The organism is Streptomyces sp. NBC_00286 (assembly GCF_036173125.1).
GTDB lineage: Bacteria > Actinomycetota > Actinomycetes > Streptomycetales > Streptomycetaceae > Streptomyces.
In genome coordinates this window covers 7,659,418-7,679,373 of sequence record NZ_CP108054.1, presented here as the reverse complement: position 1 = coordinate 7,679,373, position 19,956 = coordinate 7,659,418, and the positions used below count along the sequence as shown (strand labels likewise).

18 protein-coding genes and 2 pseudogenes are annotated in these 19,956 nt (G+C 69.3%); 8 read left to right on the top strand and 12 right to left on the bottom strand.

What is annotated here, in order from left to right; genetic code table 11:
• Positions 1-8: 8 nt before the first annotated feature.
• Positions 9-365, bottom strand: a complete 357-nt coding sequence (locus OHT21_RS34675) for a HesB/IscA family protein (protein ID WP_328772207.1) — start codon at positions 363-365, stop codon at positions 9-11.
• A gap of 455 nt (positions 366-820) precedes the next feature.
• Between OHT21_RS34675 and nadA the strand changes: the two genes are divergently transcribed.
• Positions 821-2,005, top strand: a complete 1,185-nt coding sequence (nadA, locus tag OHT21_RS34670; RefSeq protein WP_328772206.1) for a quinolinate synthase NadA — start codon at positions 821-823, stop codon at positions 2,003-2,005.
• Between the two features lie 664 nt (positions 2,006-2,669).
• On the opposite strand, the pseudogene OHT21_RS34665 reads toward nadA, so the two are convergent.
• Positions 2,670-2,890: pseudogene (locus OHT21_RS34665) on the bottom strand (IS256 family transposase); the annotation flags it as partial.
• 56 nt (positions 2,891-2,946) lie between these two features.
• Positions 2,947-3,081: pseudogene (locus OHT21_RS44840) on the bottom strand (efflux RND transporter permease subunit); the annotation flags it as partial.
• 116 nt (positions 3,082-3,197) lie between these two features.
• On the opposite strand from OHT21_RS44840, the gene OHT21_RS34660 reads away from it, so the two are divergent.
• A complete protein-coding gene (locus OHT21_RS34660) occupies positions 3,198-4,688 on the top strand; it encodes an AAA family ATPase (protein WP_328772205.1) in 1,491 nt (496 codons plus the stop codon).
• Between the two features lie 155 nt (positions 4,689-4,843).
• Here OHT21_RS34660 and OHT21_RS34655 read toward each other — a convergent pair whose 3' ends face one another.
• Positions 4,844-5,368, bottom strand: coding sequence for a hypothetical protein (locus tag OHT21_RS34655; protein ID WP_328772204.1), 525 nt, complete (start codon positions 5,366-5,368; stop codon positions 4,844-4,846).
• Positions 5,369-5,669: 301 nt separating this feature from the next.
• Positions 5,670-5,966 (bottom strand): hypothetical protein, encoded by a 297-nt coding sequence (locus tag OHT21_RS34650; protein WP_328772203.1) that lies wholly within the window; start codon positions 5,964-5,966, stop codon positions 5,670-5,672.
• Between the two features lie 172 nt (positions 5,967-6,138).
• Here OHT21_RS34650 and OHT21_RS34645 point away from each other — a divergent pair, with 172 nt between their 5' ends.
• Both OHT21_RS34645 and OHT21_RS34640 read left to right on the top strand, forming a co-directional pair.
• Positions 6,139-6,984 (top strand): helix-turn-helix domain-containing protein, encoded by an 846-nt coding sequence (locus OHT21_RS34645; protein ID WP_328772202.1) that lies wholly within the window; start codon positions 6,139-6,141, stop codon positions 6,982-6,984.
• The gene (locus OHT21_RS34640) at positions 6,963-7,160 is read left to right on the top strand and encodes a DUF397 domain-containing protein (protein ID WP_328772201.1); all 198 of its coding nucleotides are present in this window, start codon (positions 6,963-6,965) and stop codon (positions 7,158-7,160) included. Before OHT21_RS34645 ends, OHT21_RS34640 begins: the two co-directional genes overlap by 22 nt.
• A 61-nt stretch (positions 7,161-7,221) precedes the next feature.
• Here the strand turns inward: OHT21_RS34640 and OHT21_RS34635 are convergent, their stop codons facing one another.
• The 5 genes from OHT21_RS34635 to OHT21_RS34615 form a co-directional block, all read right to left on the bottom strand.
• Positions 7,222-10,359, bottom strand: a complete 3,138-nt coding sequence (locus OHT21_RS34635) for an efflux RND transporter permease subunit (RefSeq protein ID WP_328772200.1) — start codon at positions 10,357-10,359, stop codon at positions 7,222-7,224.
• Between the two features lie 174 nt (positions 10,360-10,533).
• On the bottom strand, positions 10,534-11,217 hold the full coding sequence (locus OHT21_RS34630) for a response regulator transcription factor (protein ID WP_328772199.1): 684 nt from the start codon (positions 11,215-11,217) through the stop codon (positions 10,534-10,536).
• Positions 11,214-12,521, bottom strand: coding sequence for a sensor histidine kinase (locus OHT21_RS34625; protein ID WP_328772198.1), 1,308 nt, complete (start codon positions 12,519-12,521; stop codon positions 11,214-11,216). Before OHT21_RS34625 ends, OHT21_RS34630 begins: the two co-directional genes overlap by 4 nt.
• Before the next feature lie 195 nt (positions 12,522-12,716).
• The gene (pspAA, locus tag OHT21_RS34620; protein ID WP_328772197.1) at positions 12,717-12,995 is read right to left on the bottom strand and encodes a PspA-associated protein PspAA; all 279 of its coding nucleotides are present in this window, start codon (positions 12,993-12,995) and stop codon (positions 12,717-12,719) included.
• Between the two features lie 40 nt (positions 12,996-13,035).
• A complete protein-coding gene (locus OHT21_RS34615) occupies positions 13,036-13,866 on the bottom strand; it encodes a PspA/IM30 family protein (protein WP_328772196.1) in 831 nt (276 codons plus the stop codon).
• 300 nt (positions 13,867-14,166) lie between these two features.
• Here OHT21_RS34615 and OHT21_RS34610 point away from each other — a divergent pair, with 300 nt between their 5' ends.
• Both OHT21_RS34610 and OHT21_RS34605 read left to right on the top strand, forming a co-directional pair.
• Entirely contained in the window at positions 14,167-14,793 is a 627-nt protein-coding gene (locus tag OHT21_RS34610; RefSeq protein ID WP_328772195.1) for a DUF3043 domain-containing protein, read from the top strand.
• 80 nt (positions 14,794-14,873) lie between these two features.
• Complete coding sequence (locus OHT21_RS34605; RefSeq protein ID WP_328774337.1) at positions 14,874-15,578, top strand: class I SAM-dependent methyltransferase; 705 nt, start codon at positions 14,874-14,876, stop codon at positions 15,576-15,578.
• A 103-nt stretch (positions 15,579-15,681) separates the two neighbouring features.
• Here the strand turns inward: OHT21_RS34605 and OHT21_RS34600 are convergent, their stop codons facing one another.
• A complete protein-coding gene (locus OHT21_RS34600) occupies positions 15,682-15,897 on the bottom strand; it encodes a hypothetical protein (RefSeq protein ID WP_165339726.1) in 216 nt (71 codons plus the stop codon).
• A gap of 211 nt (positions 15,898-16,108) precedes the next feature.
• Here OHT21_RS34600 and OHT21_RS34595 point away from each other — a divergent pair, with 211 nt between their 5' ends.
• Complete coding sequence (locus OHT21_RS34595; RefSeq protein WP_328772194.1) at positions 16,109-17,317, top strand: bifunctional adenosylcobinamide kinase/adenosylcobinamide-phosphate guanylyltransferase; 1,209 nt, start codon at positions 16,109-16,111, stop codon at positions 17,315-17,317.
• 7 nt (positions 17,318-17,324) lie between these two features.
• On the opposite strand, the gene OHT21_RS34590 is transcribed toward OHT21_RS34595, so the two are convergent.
• Complete coding sequence (locus OHT21_RS34590; protein ID WP_328772193.1) at positions 17,325-18,302, bottom strand: class I SAM-dependent methyltransferase; 978 nt, start codon at positions 18,300-18,302, stop codon at positions 17,325-17,327.
• A 220-nt stretch (positions 18,303-18,522) separates the two neighbouring features.
• Between OHT21_RS34590 and cobT the strand changes: the two genes are divergently transcribed.
• Positions 18,523-19,644 (top strand): nicotinate-nucleotide--dimethylbenzimidazole phosphoribosyltransferase, encoded by a 1,122-nt coding sequence (gene cobT / locus OHT21_RS34585; protein WP_328772192.1) that lies wholly within the window; start codon positions 18,523-18,525, stop codon positions 19,642-19,644.
• The last annotated feature ends 312 nt before the right edge of the window (positions 19,645-19,956 follow it).

Genomic DNA, 19,956 nt, shown 5'->3' with positions numbered 1-19,956 from the left:
GCCCGGCGTCAGTTGAAGGAGTCGCCGCAGGCGCAGGAACCCGACGCGTTCGGGTTGTCGATCGTGAAGCCCTGCTTCTCGATCGTGTCCACGAAGTCGATGGAGGCGCCGCCCAGGTACGGAGCGCTCATACGGTCGGTGACGACCTTCACACCGCCGAACTCCTTGACGACGTCGCCGTCCAGGGAGCGCTCGTCGAAGAAGAGCTGGTACCGCAGGCCGGAGCAGCCGCCGGGCTGAACGGCGACGCGCAGCGCCAGGTCGTCGCGGCCTTCCTGGTCGAGCAGGGCCTTGACCTTGGCCGCGGCGGCTTCCGACAGGAGGATGCCGTCGCTCACGGTGGTGGTCTCGTCCGATACGGACATCTGCTTCTCTCCCGGGTTGTACGGAGACTGCTTGCCGACGATTGCAACCGGCGGGGCCGCGGATTCATTCCGGGCCGAGGGCGTGTCTTTCGCTTGCACCTTCATGCTCGCACATGCGGTCGGCACCAGAAAATGTCCTGTGGACAACCCCTCAGCCGAGCCCGGAGCCGCCGGGGCCTGTGGATAAGCCCGGCACCCCCAGGACGTACGCCTGGCCAGTACGCCGACCACACACCTCGCCGTACGCCTTCTCGCAACCTGCCCTTCCGCCGCCTCTCACCGCCCACTCACCGAATCGGAACGAGACGGGATTCACGTCACATCGACAATATGGGCATCGTCAAACTGACACGAAGCGGTTATGATAGATAACGTCAATTCGACGAAAAGGCTTGTCCTGCTTGATCGTTCCAGGTGATTCAAGCGAGCCGCAGAACAGAAAGGGTGCGTGTTTCGTGACCACCGCCCAGACCCAGGAGCTCGACGTACAGCCGACGCCCCTCGCCCTGCTGCTGCTCGGCCGCGAGGCCGACCCGAGGAGCGAGCGCGGCGTCGAGTGTCCCGGTGACCTGCCCTCGCCGTCCGACCCGGACCTGGTCGAGCGCGCCCGCGCGGCAAAGGAGAAGCTCGGGGACAAGGTCTTCGTGCTCGGCCACCACTACCAGCGCGACGAGGTCATCCAGTTCGCGGATGTCACCGGGGACTCCTTCAAGCTGGCCCGGGACGCGGCCGCGCGCCCGGAGGCCGAGTACATCGTGTTCTGCGGCGTGCACTTCATGGCCGAGTCGGCGGACATCCTGACCGGCGACGACCAGAAGGTCGTCCTCCCCGACCTCGCCGCCGGCTGCTCCATGGCCGACATGGCGACGGCCGAGCAGGTCGCCGAGTGCTGGGACGTACTGACCGAGGCCGGGATAGCCGAGCAGGTCGTCCCCGTCTCGTACATGAACTCGTCCGCGGACATCAAGGCGTTCACGGGCAAGCACGGCGGCACGATCTGTACGTCGTCCAATGCCAAGCGGGCCCTGGAGTGGGCCTTCGAGCAGGGCGACAAGGTCCTCTTCCTGCCGGACCAGCACCTGGGGCGGAACACCGCGGTGCGGGACATGGGCATGTCGCTCGACGACTGCGTCGTCTACAACCCGCACAGGCCGAACGGCGGCCTGACCGCAGAGCAGCTGCGCGACGCCAAGATGATCCTGTGGCGCGGCCACTGCTCGGTGCACGGCCGCTTCAGCCTGGAGTCGGTCGAGGACGTACGGGCCCGGATCCCCGGCGTGAACGTCCTCGTCCACCCCGAGTGCAAGCACGAGGTGGTGGCAGCGGCGGACTACGTCGGTTCCACCGAGCACATCATCAAGACCCTGGAGGCGGCTCCGTCGGGCTCCAAGTGGGCCATCGGCACGGAGCTGAATCTCGTACGCCGCCTGGCGAACCGTTTCGCACCCGAGGGCAAGGAGATCGTCTTCCTCGACAAGACGGTCTGCTTCTGCTCGACCATGAACCGCATCGACCTCCCCCACCTGGTCTGGGCGCTGGAGTCCCTGGCCGAGGGCAACCTGGTCAACCGCATCGAGGTCGACCGCGAGACGGAGCAGTTCGCGAAGCTGGCGCTGGAGCGGATGCTGGCGTTGCCGTAGGGCCGACCTGCCACAAGGATGCCCCCTTCCAGGAGGAAGGGGGCATCCTTGCGTTTCAGAAGCCGCGGCGGAACGTGCGCTGCCAATACGAGTCCGCGGCACGCCGCGCCCAGGAGAGGCTGGTTCCGCGAGGTCAGCAGCGAGTATCCGTCAACGCCGAAGGGGATTGAGAACCGAACCGGATCTGGCCGCCGGCTCGGGTGCAGACGCCCAGCGTGTCGGTCCCCTGCGACCAGACCTCCTACCCCGTCGAATTCCTCAATCCCAGACGGTTTGACGACGTGTTGATCCAGGCGGTTACTTGCCACGAGCTGTAGTCGTCACGGAAGCTCTGCCAGGCATAGGTATACGCGTAGTTCTTGCCGCACCCCTTGTACTGCTTCACAGAGGCGACAGTCTGCCCATCCCACTTTATGTACGCAGTACCGCCGATCTGGTCGACATCGATGCAGCCCGGAGGCGACTCGGCGGCGGCGGCCGGGCTTGAAGTGCTGATGACCCGCGCCGACGGCAAGTGCGAGCGTGGCTGCGGCTGTTGAGAGAAGTCTTTTCATGATCCCCCCGTAGAAGTTCAGGCATCGAACGCCAAGATCACATTTGTCTACATGTCAGTGGCGAGCTGCAAGAGAGTAATTGTCAATTCCTGTGGACCAGTTGAGGTGGTTCAGATCGCGCTGGGCTCGGGTCGCTCGACGAGTTGACCGCGTTCGAAGCGGGCTCCAGCGCAACGAGGTGGGGTGCGCTCACGGCCCGCCACCCCTGCTGGGCGGACTCGACGAGCTTGAAGACCATCGCGAGGGCGTCGGTGCGGGAGCCAGTGCCGCAGGTGACCTTGGTACGCAGTCGGACGGTGGCGAAGGTCGACTCGATCGTTGTCTCAAGTCGCCCAGCGGGCGCCCGCCTTCTTCGCTCGCTTCTTCGCCCGGCGCCCTTGCGGAGTCCACCACCGCCAGGAGCTCGGCGATGAAGCCGCCTCCGCCCGTGACACTCAGGGCCATGGGGAGGACAGCGAAGATCGTTGTCCGGGCCGTCATCAGGATGGGGTGGAGGCGGTGACGGCCGCCTTCCAGTACAGCCGTCGCCCGCGGTCCCCGGGGCGCCACGATGCGAGCAAGCTCGCCCGTGTCCGTCGATGTGTGTTTTCGTTCTTAGGGATGTACTTCTTAAAACCGCGCTAAAAAACGAGGTCCCCATGCCGCGACGCCCTCACCGGAACATCCCGAAGCCGCCTCACGTCTTCGACCGCGACCTGGAGTGGAGCGAACTGACCGCCTTCGCCTCCGACGAGGATCGGGGGCCGCACCTCGCGGTCGTGTCCGGACGTCGCAGACAGGGGAAGAGCTTCCTACTCAAGGCCCTCACCGCAGCGACCAACGGCTTCTACTTCGCCGCCGTCGAAGCCACGCGGGCTGAGTCACTCAGTCTGCTGGGCAGGGAGATCGCTCGTTTCACCGACGCTCCCGTGCCGCCCATACCGCAGGACTGGACCGAAGCCCTTGAGCTGCTCTTCGACCTGGCCACGCAGCGCCCTGTCACGATCGTCATCGACGAGTTCCCCTATCTCGTCCGGGGCGACGCCTCCCTCCCCTCCCGCCTTCAGAGGATCATCGGAGCCGGATTCGGCGACGATCTGCGCCGCCATCCCCGCATCCTCCTCTGCGGCAGCGCGATGTCGTTCATGGGCGGTCTGCTCTCCGGCACGTCACCTCTGTACGGTCGCGCGCGACTCAACCTCGTCGTACACTCCCTGGGCTACAGGGACGCGGCCAAGTTCTGGAACATCGACGACCCACGCCTCGCCGTCCTCACCCACGCTGTAGTCGGCGGAACCCCGGCCTACCGGAAGGAGCTCGTGGCCAACGACGTGCCGGAGGGGCTGGACGACTTCGACGACTGGGTGTGCCGTACGGTCCTCAACCCCATGCGCCCGATCCACTCCGAGGCCGAGTTCCTACTGGCCGCCGAACCGGACGTACGCGACCGCGCCCTCTACCACTCCGTCCTCGCGGCGGTCGCGGCCGGCAACCACACCAGCGGGGGCATCGCGAGCGCGGTGGGCCGCAAGGCCACCGACATCTCCCAGCCGTTGACGGTGCTCAAGCGGTGCGGACTGCTCACCGTCGAAGCGGACGCCTTCCGCGGTAACCGCAGCGCCTACCGCATCGCCGAACCCCTGATCACGTTCCACCACGCGGTGGTGCGCCGCAATCAGAGCCTCATGATCGAGGAACGCGACCTGAACTCGGCCTGGTCCGAGTCCCGGGACACCTTTCTGAGCAAGGTCGTCGGCCCCCACTTCGAGCACCTGTGCCGCGAATGGGTCTCGTGGCACGCCGAACCCGACACCTTCGGCGGTCTGCCCATCGATGTCACCTCGGGAACCGTCGCTGATCCTGCCGCACGGACCTCCCACGAAGTCGACGTCGTCGTACGCGGCGCAGTCGGCCAGGATCACGGCATCCTGCTGTCGATCGGCGAGGCGAAGTGGAACAAGGTCATGGACGTACGCCACCTCGACCGGCTCCGCCACGTCCTCGGGCTCCTCGCAGCACGAGGCATCGACACCAGCCACGCCCGCCCCGCCTGTTACAGCGGCGTCGGCTTCACGCCGGACCTGCAAGCGGCAGCCGAGCGCGGCGAAGTGGTCCTCGTGGACCTGGAGCGCCTGTACAGCGGGGCGTAGACGCTCCGACGCCCCTGTGTGGAGGCGGAGCGACACCTGAGCCGTCCACGCCGCCCAACGGCACCGGTGGCACAAGCGGGAACGCCGGCCTCTTCGGGGGCACCGGCTGACCCACCAGGCCCTCCGCGGACCGATCGTGCGCCTTGGGTGACCGCTCAGGCGCCGAGACTCTGGATGGTCCCCTTCACCAGACGGTTGCCCTTGGCCCCGCTCCACGAGGTGTATGACGACAGCTTGGCAACCGCCACACCCAGCCACTCGGGATCACCGAGCCAGTCCAGCGCCTTCGCCTCGCTGAGCTGGTCGAACAGCGCCTTCAGCACAATGACGTGGCCGCCCGTGTAACGGCGCTCGTGATGCGTGTACCGCACCGACCACGGCTCGTACGGATGACGCCGGATGCCGTGCAGGGAGCAGCCGTCGCGGCCCATGTCGGCACCGGGCTGGGCGGCCCCGACGAAGCCTCCGGCGGGGGTGGCATGCCACCTCCGGTAAGCGGCTCGCACCTTCAGCTCCATGAGTTGGGGCCACTCGATGGCGAGCAGCGGTGCCGCCTCCCCGCGCCGACGGTGCTCCAGGCCCTCGGGCGTGAGCACGATGGACAGGCCAACCTTCCGCGTCGGGTCCCCGATCACCCACCTGTCCCCGATCAGCTCCAGCGGCCCCAGGTGCTGTGCCATGGCCTCTCCCTCTGCCCTGCCGTCCATTCGCCCGGGAACATAACCGACGCCCGGACCGACGCCCCAGGGTGGCCGCCTCCGGACCGTGCGCGCCGCAGCGATGCGTTCGGGGTCGTCGATCCCCGGGTCTGCGGACCGCCTGGCATCCAGTGAGGTCTCCCACCGGTAATGCTTGCTCATTCGATCGATCTCCTCACGGGGGTTCCGAGACAACGGTTGTACCGTTCCTCGGCGAGTTTGATCGCATCGGGATACCAGCCCTGCTGGGTTCTCTCTCGTACTCCACCCATGCGTTGAGCGATCAGCTCTCTGGTAGTCGCGCGCCCCGGCTCGCCGCGATCCGCAACGCGTCCCCCAACGCTTCGGCCAGCCGTACACCGGCGAAGCGCAACTCCCGATCCCCCGCGCTCGGTTCGTCGAGCAGCGACTTGGCCGCGTCCAGGACGTACGCGGCCGAGCCGAGTAGTTCCGTCTCCAACTCGTCCGCCATACGGGACAGTCGGCTGTCGGCGTCGTCCGTGCTGAGGTAACACGGGCGGCCGTCCGGCGTGGTCCAGGGCAGCAGCCGCAAGGGGGTGCCCGTTCCGTCGCGCATCATCTTCCGTCGCTCCTCCGAACCTGGCCTTCTGTCGGGCATGACCACCGGTGATTGATTACCGTGTGTGTCGCCATCGTTGCGCTATGGCAGGTTGCTTCAACAGGAGTGCCCCGTCCCGGCGTTGAGATCGGGACGACAACGGCCAACAGCTGACAGTCGAGAGGCGAGACCGATGACGTTCAAGCCGCAGACCCTGACCCCGTACCTGTCCGCCCGCCACTACTTCGGCGCCGAGCAGCGCCGCCATCGCGAGGGCGCGGCCCTGTCACTCGTACAACTCGCGGGCATCGTGAACTCCAGCAAGAGCACGCTCGCGCGCGTGGAGACAGCGGAGTTGATGCCACCGCCGGATCTGCCGGACCGGCTTGACGTCGCGTTCGGCACGGACCGGCACTTCCACGGGCTGTACGAACTGGCCAAACGCGAGGCGCATCCGGACCAGTACCGGCGGTTCATGGACTTCGAGGCACAGGCGGACGTGATTGAGAACTTCGGCGCCCAGGCTCTCCCTGGGTTGCTGCAGAGCAAGGAGTACGCCGAGGCTCTGCTCAGCCGCCAGGAGGACCTGACTCGGGAGCAGGTCGAGGAGCGCGTCAACGCCCGCCTGTCCCGTCAGGATCGGCTGCGCTCGGCCCAACCGCCCCTGCGCTGGGCGGTCATCGACGAGTCCGTGCTCCGGCGACAGGTCGGCAGCGAGGAGTGCATGTACAGACAACTGGCCTGGCTACTCGAACAGGTGGATACTCCGGACAGCAAGGTCCAGGTGATGCCCTTCAGTGCCGGTCCACACTCGCTGATGGGTGGCGCCCTGACCCTGCTCACCCTTCCCAACGGCTCCAACGTGGCCTACGAAGAGGGCATCCAGGTCGGTCACCTCTACGAGGACCGGGACTCGGTGAAGAAGTGGCGACGACAGTACGACGTACTGCGCGCCAACGCCCTCCCACCGGCGGCTTCGGCGGAGCTGATCCGAGACGCGATGGAGGACCACAAGCCATGCAGCACACCCCCGAGCTGAACTCCGCCCGGTGGCGCCGGAGCAGCTACAGCAACACCAACGGGGGCGAATGCGTCGAGATCACCGACGACTTCCCCGGCGTCGTCCCCGTCCGCGACAGCAAGACCCCCCACGGCCCCGTACTCCTCGTCCCAGCCGCCGCCTGGGACGAGTTCGTCAACTCCCTGAAGGCGTAACGCACGATGGTGCCCCGTACGCGAACGTACGGGGCACCATCGATCCGGCACCATCAACCCATCAGACGCCCGCCGGCTCCGGCTCCCCGGACTCCGCTTCCGCGGAGGACCCGGGTGCGGTCCCGGCCTTCTTCTCTCGCTTCGCCGCCCTCTTCTTCGCCCGGCGCTCCTTGCGGAGTTCCACCATCGCGTACAGCGTCGGGACCAGCAGCAGCGTCAGCAGCGTCGACGTGATCAGGCCGCCGATGACCACCACCGCCAGGGGCTGGGCTATGAAGCCGCCTTCGCCCGTGACGCCCAGGGCCATGGGGAGGAGGGCGAAGATCGTTGCCAGCGCCGTCATCAGGATGGGACGGAGGCGGTGGCGGCCGCCCTCCAGGACGGCCTCGACGACTCCGTAACCCTGCCTGCGGTACTGGTTGATCAGGTCGATCAGGACGATCGCGTTCGTGACCACGATGCCGATGAGCATCAGCATGCCGATCATCGCCGGTACGCCCATGGGGGTGCCCGTGGCGACCAGCAGGCCGATCGCGCCCGTCGCCGCGAACGGGATCGACACCAGCAGGATCAGCGGCTGGATCAGGGACCGGAAGGTCGCCACCAGCAGCATGAAGACGATCGCGATCGCCGCGAGCATCGCGAGGCCGAGGGACGCGAACGCCTCGTCCTGGTCCTGCGAGACACCGCCGATCTCCGCCGTCGCCCCGTCGGGGAGCTTCAGCGCGTCGAGCTTCGTCGTGAGGTCCGCGCTCACCGCGCCCGTGTTCTCGCCGGTCGGCTTCGCCGTGATCGTCGCCGCGCGCTGGCCGTCGATGCGGGTCATCGAGACCGGGCCGTCGACCAGTTCCACCGTGGCGATGTCACCGAGGGTCACATCGGGACCGAGCTGGAGCTTCTTCAGTTCGTCCAGCGTCTGGGCCGGCTTCGCCGACTTGATGACCACGTCGCGTTCGGTGTCGTCGAGGATCGCCTTGCCGCTGGGGGTGCCGCGTACCGATTGGGCGACGGCGGCGCCGAGCGTTGTGTCGTTGAACCCGGCTGCCGCAGCCTCGGAGTTGGCCTTGACGGATATCCGCGGTACGGACTGGGCGAGGTCGCTCGTCACGTCCGTGACGTCGTCGAGTCCGGCGACCGCGTCCCGCACCTCCTCCGCGGCCTCGCGCAGCACCCCGGCGTCAGCGGCCTTGACGACCACGCTCAGCTCCTGGGCGCCGAAGCCGTCACCGGCCGAGATCGTCGTCGTACCGATCCCGGAGAGCTGGCCGAGCCCCTCCTCGATGCGGTCCTGGACGTCGTCGTACGAGGCCGAGTCCGCGACCTTGACGGTGTACGAGGCCTGGTTGGTGTCCGTGCCCCCGCCGAACGCGGCCAGGAAGCCGGAGGAGCCGACGGTGACCTGGTAATCCTCGACGCCCTTCACCCCGTCGAGCATCTGCTCGACCTTCTTGGCCTGCGCGTCGGTCGCCGCCAGGCTGATGCCGGGCTTCAACTCCTGCTTGACGGTGAGGACTTCCTGCTCGCCCTGGTCGAAGAAGTTGGTCTTCAACAGCGGCGCCATGGCGAACGTACCGATGAGGACGACGACCGCGATCGCCACGCTGGTGAGGCGGCGCCGGGTGGCGAACCGCAGGACAGGGACGTAACTGCGCTGGAGTCGGCTGCGGGCCTCCTTCTCCTCGGCCTTGCGGCGTGCCTCGTCGGCGTCCTCGGGCGTGCCCTTGGGAGCGCGCAGGAACCAGTACGAGAGCACCGGTACGACCGTCAGCGAGACGAGCAGTGAGGCCAGCAGTGCCGCCGTCACCGTCAGGCTGAACGAGCCGAACAGTTCGCCGACCATGCCGCCGGTCAGGCCGATGGGGAGGAATACGGCGACCGTCGTGAGGGTGGAGGACGTGACCGCGCCCGCGACCTCCCGTACCGCCTTGAGGATCGCCTCCTGGCGCTCCTCGCCGTAGCCGAGGTGGCGCTTGATGTTCTCCAGGACCACGATCGAGTCGTCGACGACTCGGCCGATCGCGATCGTCAGGGCGCCCAGCGTCAGCATGTTGAGCGAGAGGTCCCGGGTCCACAGGACGATCAGCGCGAGGACGACCGACAGCGGGATCGAGACCGCGGTGACGAGGGTCGAGCGGACCGAGGCCAGGAAGACCAGGATGATCACGACCGCGAACAGCAGGCCGAGCGCGCCCTCGGTCGTCAGGCCCGAGATGGACTTGGAGACCGCCGGGCCCTGGTCGCTGACCACGGTGATCGTCGCGCCGGAGCCGAGGTCCTTCCGCAGGTCCGGCAGCTTGTCCTGGACCGCGTCGGAGATGGCGACCGCGCTGCCGTCGTGGTCCATCGTCAGCGAGACGGAGAGGCTGGGCTTGCCGTCGGTGCGGGTGATGGACTGCGCGGTGGCGGGCTGCTCCTCGACCGTGGCGATGTCCCCGAGGCGTACGGGCTTCTTGACGCCCTCGCCGGTGACCATCAGGTCCTGGATCTGCTTGAGGGAGGTGAAGCCGCCGCCGACCTGGACGGTGCGGTTGCTGCCGTCCTCGTCGAAGGAGCCGGCCGGGACGGTCGCGCCGCCCGCCTGAAGAGCCTGGCCGAGGACCGCGGGGTTGACCCCCGCGCGTGCCATCTCGGCGTCGTCCGGAGTGACGGTGACCTCGAGGCCCCGTACGCCGTCGACCGTGACCTGGCCGACGCCGTCGATGTCGCGCAGCTCGGGCACAACGGTGCGGTCGAGCTGGTCCGAGAGGGCCTGCTGGTCCTTGTCGGAGGTGACGGCGAGCACGACGGTCGGGATGTCGTCGGTGGAACCGGCGACGACCTGCGGGTCCACATCGTCCGGGAGCTGGACGCGGGCGCGGTTGACGGCCTGCTGGACGTCGGCGACCAGCTGCTCTGTGTTGTTGCCGTAGTCGAAGGACGCCATGATCAGGGCGTTGCCCTCGCTGGCGGTGGAGGTGACGCCGGAGATGCCGTCGACGCCTTCGAGGTTGTCCTCGATGGGCTCGACGACCTGCTTCTCGACCACGTCGGGGGACGCGCCCTGGTACGGCGCGAGCACCGACACCACAGGCAGTTCGATGGTGGGCAGCAACTGCTGCTTGAGCTGCGGGATCGCGATCGCTCCGAAAGCTAACGCGACGATCGACATCAGCCCGATCAGGGCCCGTTGCGCGAGGCTGAACCTGGACAGCCAGGACATGGGTGGCGGATCTCTCTTCTGTGGCTGAGGGTGGCTGTGTTGCTGGAGCGGCAAGAAGGGCACATGTGAGCGCCTACCCCTACACCCTGAGCCACCGTCGAGAGCCGATCCGTCGCTCCCAGGTCTCGTTCCTTATCCGGCCCCTACTGCGGGCGCAGTACGGGCGGCCGGAGCTCACTCCACCCTTGGACGTACGAGCCCCGACTCGTAGGCGATGACGACCAGTTGGGCCCGGTCACGGGCGCCCAGCTTGGCCATGGCGCGGTTCACGTGGGTTTTAACGGTGAGCGGGCTGACGTCGAGACGCTCGGCGATCTCGTCGTTCGAGTGGCCGCCCGCGACCTGGACGAGGACCTCGCGTTCCCGTCCGGTGAGCGCGGCGAGGCGTTCGGCACGGGCCGGGTCCCGGTCGTCGTCCGCTCCGTCGCCCTGCGCGAGGAACTTGGCGATCAGCCCCTTGGTGGCCACCGGCGACAACAGCGCCTCGCCGCTCGCCGCGACCCGGATGGCGTTGAGCAGCTCGTCCGGCTCGGCTCCCTTGCCGAGGAAACCGGAGGCGCCGGCCCGCAGGGACTGCACCACGTACTCGTCGACCTCGAAGGTCGTCAGCATGACGACCCGTACGTGCGTGAGGCCCGGGTCGGCGCTGATCAGCCGGGTGGCGGCGAGACCGTCCATGCCGGGCATGCGGATGTCCATCAGGACGACGTCGGCCCGCTCCTCGCGCGCGAGCCGCACCGCCTCGGCGCCGTCCGAGGCCTCGCCGACGACCTCCATGTCGGGCTCGGAGTCGACCAGCACACGGAACGCGCTCCGCAGCAGGGCCTGGTCGTCGGCGAGCAGGACGCGGATGGTCATGCGAGGTCCCCCGTGGGTGCCGTTCTCCTGGATGCCGCAGTCGTCGACGGCACGTTCGCCGAGGCGGTGCCTCCGGTCGTGCCCCCGGCCATGTCCTCGGTGCGGCTCTTGACCGGCAGGATCGCATGGACCCGGAAGCCGCCTCCGTAGCGGGGTCCGGCGGTGCAGCTGCCGCCGAGTGCGCCGACCCTTTCCCGCATGCCGAGCAGCCCGTGCCCGCCGTTCTTGTCGAGCCGGGCCTCGGCGTCGTCGCCGGGCCCGTTGTCCAACACGGTGATCTCGACGTTCGGACCCACGCGTACGACGCTGACCTCGGCCTTCGCCTCCGTACCCGCGTGCTTCTGCACATTGGTGAGGGCTTCCTGGATGATGCGGTACGCGGCCAGGTCGACGGCCGCGGGCAGGGCGGTGCCCTCGTCGGTGCGGGCCACCTCGACGGGCAGACCCGCGTTGCGGAAGGTGCCGACGAGTTCGTCGAGCCGGTTCAGGCCCGGGGCCGGTTCGGTGGGCGCCTCGGGGTCGCCGGACTGCCTCAACAGGCCGACGGTGGCGCGGAGTTCGTTGAGCGCGGAGCGGCTGGCCTCGCGTACGTGCGCGAGGGCTTCCTTGGCCTGGTCGGGGCGCTTGTCCATGACGTGGGCGGCGACTCCGGCCTGGACGTTGACGAGCGCGATGTGGTGGGCGACGACGTCGTGCAGATCGCGGGCGATGCGGAGGCGTTCCTCGGCGACGCGGCGGCGGGCCTCTTCCTCACGGGTGCGTTCGGCGCGTTCGGCGCGCTCTCTTATGGCGTGTACGAAGGCGCGGCGGCTGCGCACCGCATCGCCCGCGGCGGCGGCCATGCCCGTCCAGGCGAAGATGCCGATGTTCTCCTGCTCGTACCAGGGCATGGAGCCGGCGAGCATCGCGACGCCCGTAAGGACGGTCATGGTGAGCAGGCCGACCCGCCAGGTGGTGGGCCGGTCGGTCGCCGACGCCACCGTGTAGAGGGCGACCACGGCGGCCATGGCGACCGGGGTGCGCGGGTCGCCGCTGACCAGCTCGAGGAGGGTGAGGGCGCCCGTCACCGCGAGTACCGGGAGGGGGCCGCGGCGGCGGAAGACCAGGGCGACGGCGGCCAGCGTCATCAAGCTGACGCCCAGCGCGTCGGGTACCTGCGTGCCCCACGTTTTGCCGTCGCCGTGCTCCTCCGGGGCGGCGAACGACGCGACGATCATGATCGCCAGTACGGCTGCTGCCAGCGCACCGTCTGCTGCCAGCGGGTGGGCTCGCAGCCAGGTTGCGGTGCGCTTGATTGTGCTCACGCGTTTACGGTACGGGGCCACTGCGTTGGGCGGAACTGGTGGCAACGGTCACCGGAGGCGGCGGGCGCCTATGGGGGTGGTGGATTCGGATCACTGGCGAGTGCGGCTTCGTTGTGGTTGCTCGCGCCGTTCCCCGCGCCCCTGACGGGGCTGCGCCCCGCCATGGGGCGCGTTGCACAGGCGCCCTAGTTTTCGTCAGCCCGGAATCAGGCCGTCCTCGGTCAGCATCTCCCTGACTTCCTCCAGGGTTGCGTCGGGGGACGGGAGGATGAGTTCCGAGGGTTCCAGGGTGTCGTCGGGGAGGGGGGTGCCCAGGCGGCGTACCGCTTCGAGGAGTGCTCCCAGCGTGCGCCGGAAGCCCTCTTCGTCGCCGGACTCCATCTCCGCCAGGAGTTCGTCGTCCAGCTTGTTCAGTTCGGCGAAGTGGGCGTTGTCCAGCTTCACCTGTCCCTCCCCCATGATCCGTACGATCACGACGCCCTCCTCAAGGCGTGGGACTGCTACGGCGTGGGACTCACTGCTTGTCGAAGCGCGGGGTGTCCCGAGGCTGGTCCTGTGCCCCGGACTGCGACTGGTCCTGGGACTGTGCCTGCCCCGAAGTATTGCCCGTGCCGCCCTCGATCGCCTGCTGGGGCGTCGACGGGCCGGCCAGCTCCGCCTTCATGCGCTGGAGTTCCAGCTCCACGTCCGTGCCGCCGGAGAGGCGGTCCAGCTCGGCCTGGATGTCGTCCTTGGCCATGCCGGACGGGTCGTCGAGGGCGCCGGAGGCGAGCAGTTCGTCGATGGCGCCGGCGCGGGCCTGAAGCTGCGCCGTCTTGTCCTCGGCGCGCTGTATGGCCAGACCGACGTCGCCCATCTCCTCGGAGATCCCGGAGAAGGCCTCGCCGATGCGGGTCTGCGCCTGGGCCGCGGTGTACGTGGCCTTGATGGTCTCCTTCTTCGTACGGAAGGCGTCGACCTTGGCCTGCAGCCGCTGGGCGGCGAGCGTGAGCTTCTCCTCCTCTCCCTGGAGGGTCTGGTGCTGCGTCTCCAGGTCCGTGACCTGCTGCTGGAGCGCGGCACGGCGCGACAGCGCCTCACGGGCCAGGTCCTCGCGGCCGAGAGCGAGGGCCTTGCGGCCCTGGTCCTCCAGCTTCGAGGACTGGCTCTGGAGCTGGTTGAGCTGCAGCTCCAGGCGCTTGCGGGAGGTCGCCACATCGGCGACTCCGCGGCGCACCTTCTGCAGCAGCTCCAGCTGCTTCTGGTACGAGTAGTCGAGGGTTTCGCGCGGGTCCTCGGCCCGGTCAAGGGCCTTGTTCGCCTTCGCGCGGAAGATCATCCCCATACGCTTCATGACACCGCTCATGGGCTTCGCGCGCCCCCTTCTGACGGACTCCAGCTCCAGCGACTGCAACAGAACCCACGGTACGGGCTCTGCATCCATTACCGCACTGTTCGGGGACGGATGCGCTCATCCCCAAGGACGACTGTTGTCGGTACCGCTCCGGCGTAGGGAGTAGATGACTCCCAGGGTTAGGTACGGGACCAGTTCGGGATTACCTCAGGCGCACTGGGGGCGAACCGTCGGCAACGCCCTCTCTGTGTCCCCCCTGTGCCCCTACAGACGACCGGTGTTGCCGGATCGTTCCCCGCAGGACTGTGGTCCATGCGTGGTGACCCCTTACCCTTGGGTTTTGTGTTCCGTAGCCGTGCCAAGGAAGAGAAGGCCCTCGCCGACAAGGCGCCGGTGACCGACTCCAAGCAGCCCCGCGACCCGCAGGCCCCCAAGGGTCGGCCCACGCCCAAGCGCAGTGAGGCCCAGTCCCAGCGCCGCAGCGTCGCCCATACGCCGACGAACCGTAAGGAGGCGGCCAAGCGGCAGCGTGAGGACCGCCGTGCCGCCCTTGCGAAACAGCGCGAGGCGCTGGCCAGCGGCGACGAGCGCTATCTGCCCGCCCGAGACAAGGGTCCGGTGCGGAAGTACGCGCGCGACTTCGTCGACTCACGTTTCTGCGTCGCCGAGTTCTTCCTGCCGATGGCCGTGGTCATCCTCGTACTGAGCATGGTGCAGATCCCGCAGTTGCAGAACATCGCTCTGCTGCTGTGGCTCTTCGTCATCGTGATGATCGTGGTCGACTCGATCGGCATCGCGATCCGCCTGAAGCGGCAGCTGAACGAGCGCCTCCCGGACGAGTCCAAGCGCGGCGCCGTCGCCTACGCGCTGATGCGCAGCCTCCAGATGCGTCGCCTCCGGCTGCCGAAGCCGCAGGTCAAGCGCGGAGAGCGGCCCTGAGCGCGCAGGCTTTCGCGGGCGGTGCGGCGGATGCCTGGCTGAGCAAGCTCGGCGGATTACGGGATGTCGTACGGCAGGAACTGGTCGCCCGGCAGCTCGATGAGCAGATAGCCGGGCGGTTCCCTGTGGGGCAGCGGCTGCGGGTGCTCGACGTGGGCATGGGCCAGGGCACCCAGGCGCTCCGCCTGGCGCGGGCCGGGCACAAGGTCACCGGGCTCGAACAGGACTCGAAGATGGTCGCCACGGCCCGCGAGGCGCTCGCCGCCGAGCCGGAGGGGATCCGCAGCCGGGTACGGCTCTTCGAGGGGGACGGGCGGGAGACCGGTGTCCACTTCCTGCCGGGCAGTTTCGATGTGGTGCTGTGCCACGGCGTACTCATGTACGTCGAGGAGCCCGACGCCCTGGTCGCAGGTCTGGCCCGGATGCTGGCCCCCGGCGGCCTGCTCTCGCTGCTCGTACGGAACGGCGACGCCCTCGCGATGCGGCCGGGCCTCGCCGGTGACTGGGCCGGAGCACTTGCTGCGTTCGGCACCAGCGCGTACACGAACCGGCTCGGCCTCGACGTACGCGCGGACCGGCTCGACGCGCTCACCGGCACGCTGGCCGGGATCGGGGCGCCGTTGCACGCCTGGTACGGGGTGCGGGTCTTCACGGATCTGGCCGCGGACGACGCGCCCGTTCCGGACGACGTGGAGGCGCTGCTGGCCGCCGAGGAGCGGGCGGGGCGGACGGATCCGTATCGGGGGGTGGCAGCGTTGCTGCACTTGTGCGGGGTGCGGGGCTGAGGGCGCCTGCGGAACCTGGGGCACCTTGAAGCGCTGGTGGCCGCGACCGTTCGTACGGTCGCGGCCACTTTGCTGATTGCGGTACGTCTACGAGTCTTCGAATCTACGAAGAGGCCTCCGCGTGCAGGCTCATCGGGCCGTAGATCTCCGTGGCGTCCTCGAACAGCCGGACCTGGTCCGCTCCCCCGTCGGCCAGCGCCTTCCAGTGCTCACCGAGCCAGGACTCGGCGTCGCCCTGCGTGGTGAACTCCTCGGGCTGTACCGCGGGCTGGACCTCCGCCCCGTCGGCCTTCTCGAACCGCCACGTCCATGCCGCCATGTCGCCTCCCAAGTACCGAACCAGTACCGAGCAAGATCGGGTTACGGCCCAGACTAGGCGCTCCGCCGCGAGTTCGGGGTTCGCGCCTCCAATGGGTGCATCTCCAAAGGGTGCGTCTCCAAAGGGTGCGTCTCCAAAGGGTGCGTCTCCAAGGAGACTCTCAAGGGACCCCTGTCGCGCATGCGGTGGCCGAGGCGGAAAAATCAACCCCGTGGACATCACTCTGCTCGGGACCGGTGCTCCCGATGGTCTGCCCCGCCCTGGTTGCCCGTGTGCGGCCTGCGCGGCCGCGCTGGGGCGGGATGCGCGGGCCGCCACCGCCGTTCTCGTCGACGGCACGTTGTTGCTCGACCTGACTCCTGGGGCGGCGTTCGCGGCTGCCCGGGTGGGGCGGTCGCTGGCCGGTGTGCGGCAGGTGCTGTTGTCGCATCCGCACGACGGGCCGGCGGTCGAGGTGCCCGCGGGGCTGCCGCAGCCCGGGCGGGTGCCAGACGGGCGGGAACTGGCGCTGCTCACCGGGCACCGGGTGCGGGCGGTGGCGCTGGACGCGCCCGGGACGGGGTACCTGGTGACCGGGCCCGACGGACAGCGGCTGCTGTATCTGCCGCCGGGGGCCGCGCCCGCGGGGCTCGAGGGGACTGAAGCGGCAGTCGAGTCGTACGACATGGTCGTCGCCGATGTGCTCGGGCGGCCGGACGCGCTGGCCCGGTTGCGTGCGGCCGGGGCCGCCGGGCCCGCGACCGACGTGATCGCGGTGCATGTCGACCACGATGTGCCGCCGGGTCCGGAGTTGCGGCGGCGGCTCGCGGCGGCGGGGGCGCGGGCGGTGCCGGACGGGACGACGCTGACCGTGGGGGTGTACGAGGACGTCCCCGACGTACCGCGCCGGACGCTGGTCCTCGGCGGGGCGCGGTCCGGGAAGTCCGTGGAGGCGGAACGGCGGCTGGAGGCCTTCCCGGATGTGCTGTACGTGGCGACCGGGGGCACCCGCGACGGGGACGGCGAGTGGGCGGCCCGGGTGAGCGCCCATCGTGAGCGGCGCCCCGGTTCCTGGCGTACCACCGAGACCTGCGATCTCGTACCGCTGCTGAAGGAGGACGGGCCGCCGCTGCTCATCGACTGCCTGTCGCTGTGGCTGACGGACGCGATGGACTCCGTCGACGCCTGGGACGACGACGAGTGGGCGGGTGGGGGCGAGACGGCCCTGCGGGCGCGGGTCGAGGAGCTGACGTCCGCGGTCCGGGAGACCCGCCGCACCGTCGTGGCCGTCTCCAACGAGGTGGGGGCCGGGATCGTCCCGGCCACGCCTTCCGGGCGCCGTTACCGGGATGAGCTGGGGCGGTTGAACGCGGGGTTCGCGGCGGAGTGCGAGCACGTGTTGTTGGTGGTGGCGGGGCAGGCGGTGGCGTTGCGGGGGTGAGGACAGCTCAGCGCCGGGCGATCACTCGGTACGAGTTGGAGAAGCGGGTGCGGCGCAGCAGTGGGGCAAGCGTGTGGTCCAGGGCGAACGGGACGGCCAGCGCAGGTGCAAAACGGCCGGCCGAGCGGAGCGCGACCGCTCCGGTGAGGTCGTACGGGACGTGCGGCGCGCGCCGGTCGACGCAGACCACCGTGCAGCCGAGCGCGTCGAGTTCGCCGAGCAGGTTGCTCAGCGGTACGAGGTGCAGATGTCGCGGCTGCCCGTACGACAGCCACCACTTGCCCAGCAGCGACCCGAACGCACAGTCGGGGTCCGGGACTTCGACCAGCAGATGCCCGCCGGGCCGGAGTACGGCGAGCGCGGCGCGCAGTTCCTCGCGCGGGTCGGGGCTGTGTTCCAGGTGGTGGAGCATGCTCACCACGTCGTAACGGGCCCGCAGCCGCCCCGCGAGGTCGGCCAGCCGGCCGCGGTACGCCTCCTCGATACGGCCCAGCGCCCGCGCCCGCTCGACGCGTGCACCCACATCGGTCCCGTCGAAGGCCGTGTACGGGTGCACCTCCCTGGCGGCGGCCGGGAACCGGCCGTATCCGGTGCCGACGTCCAGCCAGCTCTCGGGCTCGGGATACGGGAGCATCGCGCGGGCCGCGGCGAGGTGGCGTCCGCGGCCGGACCGGGTGCGGAGGATGCGTACCGGCAGGGTCTCGTGGGGGAAGTCCCGCTGGTAGTAGGCCAGGCCCTCGGCGGTGAGGCGGGGGTTCTGGAAGACGTGGGCGCAGTCCTGGCATTGCTCGAGGACGAAGGTGCCGGGCTTGTGCTGGAGCAGGTCAGGCGTACGCAGCAGGGTGCGCAGCCGTCGTGAGCCGCACCAGGGGCAGTCGGGTCTGCGGGGTTCGTGGAACTCGCCAATTTCCAGGGCGAGTTCGGTGGGATACGTGGCGCGGTGGGCGGCACGATGCGAGGCGCTGGTCTGGGGTGTGGGGGACATGAGGTGCTCCTGCGGGGAAAGGACGGCGCGGCACGACCCGTACGGGCGGAACATCCGGTGCAAACCGGAACGTATGGGATCGCCCTTGCCAATTCAATGACGTTGCGGAGTCGTCTCCTTACGTACTGCAACAAGGGTGTTGACGGTGCTGGCCGGGGGCCATGTCGTACAGGCGGACCGTCCAAGGTCGGCTGCGGACGCTGCCGGTACTGTTCGGCGAATGAGCTCGCTTAATCTCGACGACTTCTCCGATCTGATCGAGCGTCCCGACGGCGGGGTGCGCCGTGACGCCGAGGCGCGCCGGGAGCGGCAGATCGTGCCGCCGGGGTCCCTCGGGCGCCTCGACGAACTGGGTGAGTGGCTGGCGGCCGCGCAGTCGGCCGTGCCGGTGCGGGCGATCGAGCGTCCGCGTGTGCTGTTGTTCGCGGGTGACCACGGGGTGGCCGAACTCGGTGTCTCCGCGCGGCCGCCCGGCAGTGCGGACCAGTTGGTGCGGGCCGTACTCGACGGCGCGAGCCCCGGGGCGGTACTGGCCCGGCGGCTGGGCGTTCCCGTACGGGTGGTCGACATGGCGCTCGACTGCGAGCCGGAGTCGCTGCCCGACGAGGTCGTACGGCATCGGGTGCGGCGTGGATCCGGGCGGATCGACGTGGAGGACGCGCTGACCCTCGAGGAGGCGGAGGCGGCGTTCCGTGCGGGGGTCGCTCTCGCGGACGCGGAGGCGGACTCCGGGACCGATCTCGTCGTCCTCGGGGATGTGAGCGTGGGCGGGACGACGGCAGCGGCCGTACTGATCGCTGCGCTGTGCGGGACCGATGCGTCTGTGGTCACCGGGCGCGGGGGGCGCGCGATCGATGACCTGGCCTGGATGCGTAAGTGTGCGGCCGTACGGGACGCTCTGCGGCGGGCGCGGCCCGTGCTCGGGGATCAGTTGCAGCTGCTTGCGACGGTGGGCGGGGCGGATCTTGCCGCGATGACCGGTTTTCTGTTGCAGAGTGCGGTGCGGAAGACGCCGGTGATTCTTGACGGGGTCGTCTCGGCCGCGTGCGCGCTGGTGGGGCAGCGGGTTGCTTTCCGTGCGCCGGACTGGTGGCTTGCGGGGCAGAGCAGCGGGGAGCCGGCGCAGGCCAAGGCTCTTGATCGCATGGCGCTCGAGCCGCTGCTTGACCATGGGGTCACGGTGGGCGAGGGCGCGGGGGCGTTGCTTGCTCTGCCGCTGGTTCAGGCGGCGGCGGCGCTGGCCGCGGAGCTGCCGGAAATGCCGGAGGCTGAGGAGCCGAAGGGGTTGGAGGACCCGGAGGATCCTGAGCCCTTGGAGGCTCAGGGCCCTGAGGGGCCCTGAGCGCTCCGCACGAAGGGCGGTTCGGAACTGCGGGTCCGTTGTGGCTGGTCGCGCAGTTCCCCGCGCCCCTAACGGGGCGCCGATCGCCCCACGCGGCGGAGCCGCAAATCGATACGGCCCCGCGGGCTGTCTCCGGCGGTGGGGCGGGTGCGGGTGCGTTGTGGTTGCTCGCGCCCACGCGGCGGAGCCGCAGATTGATACAGCCCCGCGGGTGCCTCCGGCGGTTGAGCGGGTGCGCGTGCGTTGTGGTTGCTCGCGCAGTTCCCCGCGCCCCTAAAGAGGCCTGCGGCCTCCCTAGGGGCGCGGTGCCGC

Coding starts and splice junctions, on each gene's coding strand:
- OHT21_RS34600 (WP_165339726.1), bottom strand. CDS start 15,897: ATGGCGGCATGGACGTGGCGGTTCGAGAAGGCCGACGGGGCGGAGGTC.
- OHT21_RS34655 (WP_328772204.1), bottom strand. CDS start 5,368: ATGGCACAGCACCTGGGGCCGCTGGAGCTGATCGGGGACAGGTGGGTG.
- OHT21_RS34635 (WP_328772200.1), bottom strand. CDS start 10,359: ATGTCCTGGCTGTCCAGGTTCAGCCTCGCGCAACGGGCCCTGATCGGG.
- OHT21_RS34640 (WP_328772201.1), top strand. CDS start 6,963: ATGCAGCACACCCCCGAGCTGAACTCCGCCCGGTGGCGCCGGAGCAGC.
- OHT21_RS34660 (WP_328772205.1), top strand. CDS start 3,198: ATGCCGCGACGCCCTCACCGGAACATCCCGAAGCCGCCTCACGTCTTC.
- OHT21_RS34630 (WP_328772199.1), bottom strand. CDS start 11,217: ATGACCATCCGCGTCCTGCTCGCCGACGACCAGGCCCTGCTGCGGAGC.
- OHT21_RS34650 (WP_328772203.1), bottom strand. CDS start 5,966: ATGATGCGCGACGGAACGGGCACCCCCTTGCGGCTGCTGCCCTGGACC.
- OHT21_RS34610 (WP_328772195.1), top strand. CDS start 14,167: ATGCGTGGTGACCCCTTACCCTTGGGTTTTGTGTTCCGTAGCCGTGCC.
- OHT21_RS34675 (WP_328772207.1), bottom strand. CDS start 365: ATGTCCGTATCGGACGAGACCACCACCGTGAGCGACGGCATCCTCCTG.
- OHT21_RS34590 (WP_328772193.1), bottom strand. CDS start 18,302: ATGTCCCCCACACCCCAGACCAGCGCCTCGCATCGTGCCGCCCACCGC.
- OHT21_RS34615 (WP_328772196.1), bottom strand. CDS start 13,866: ATGAGCGGTGTCATGAAGCGTATGGGGATGATCTTCCGCGCGAAGGCG.
- OHT21_RS34645 (WP_328772202.1), top strand. CDS start 6,139: ATGACGTTCAAGCCGCAGACCCTGACCCCGTACCTGTCCGCCCGCCAC.
- cobT (WP_328772192.1), top strand. CDS start 18,523: ATGAGCTCGCTTAATCTCGACGACTTCTCCGATCTGATCGAGCGTCCC.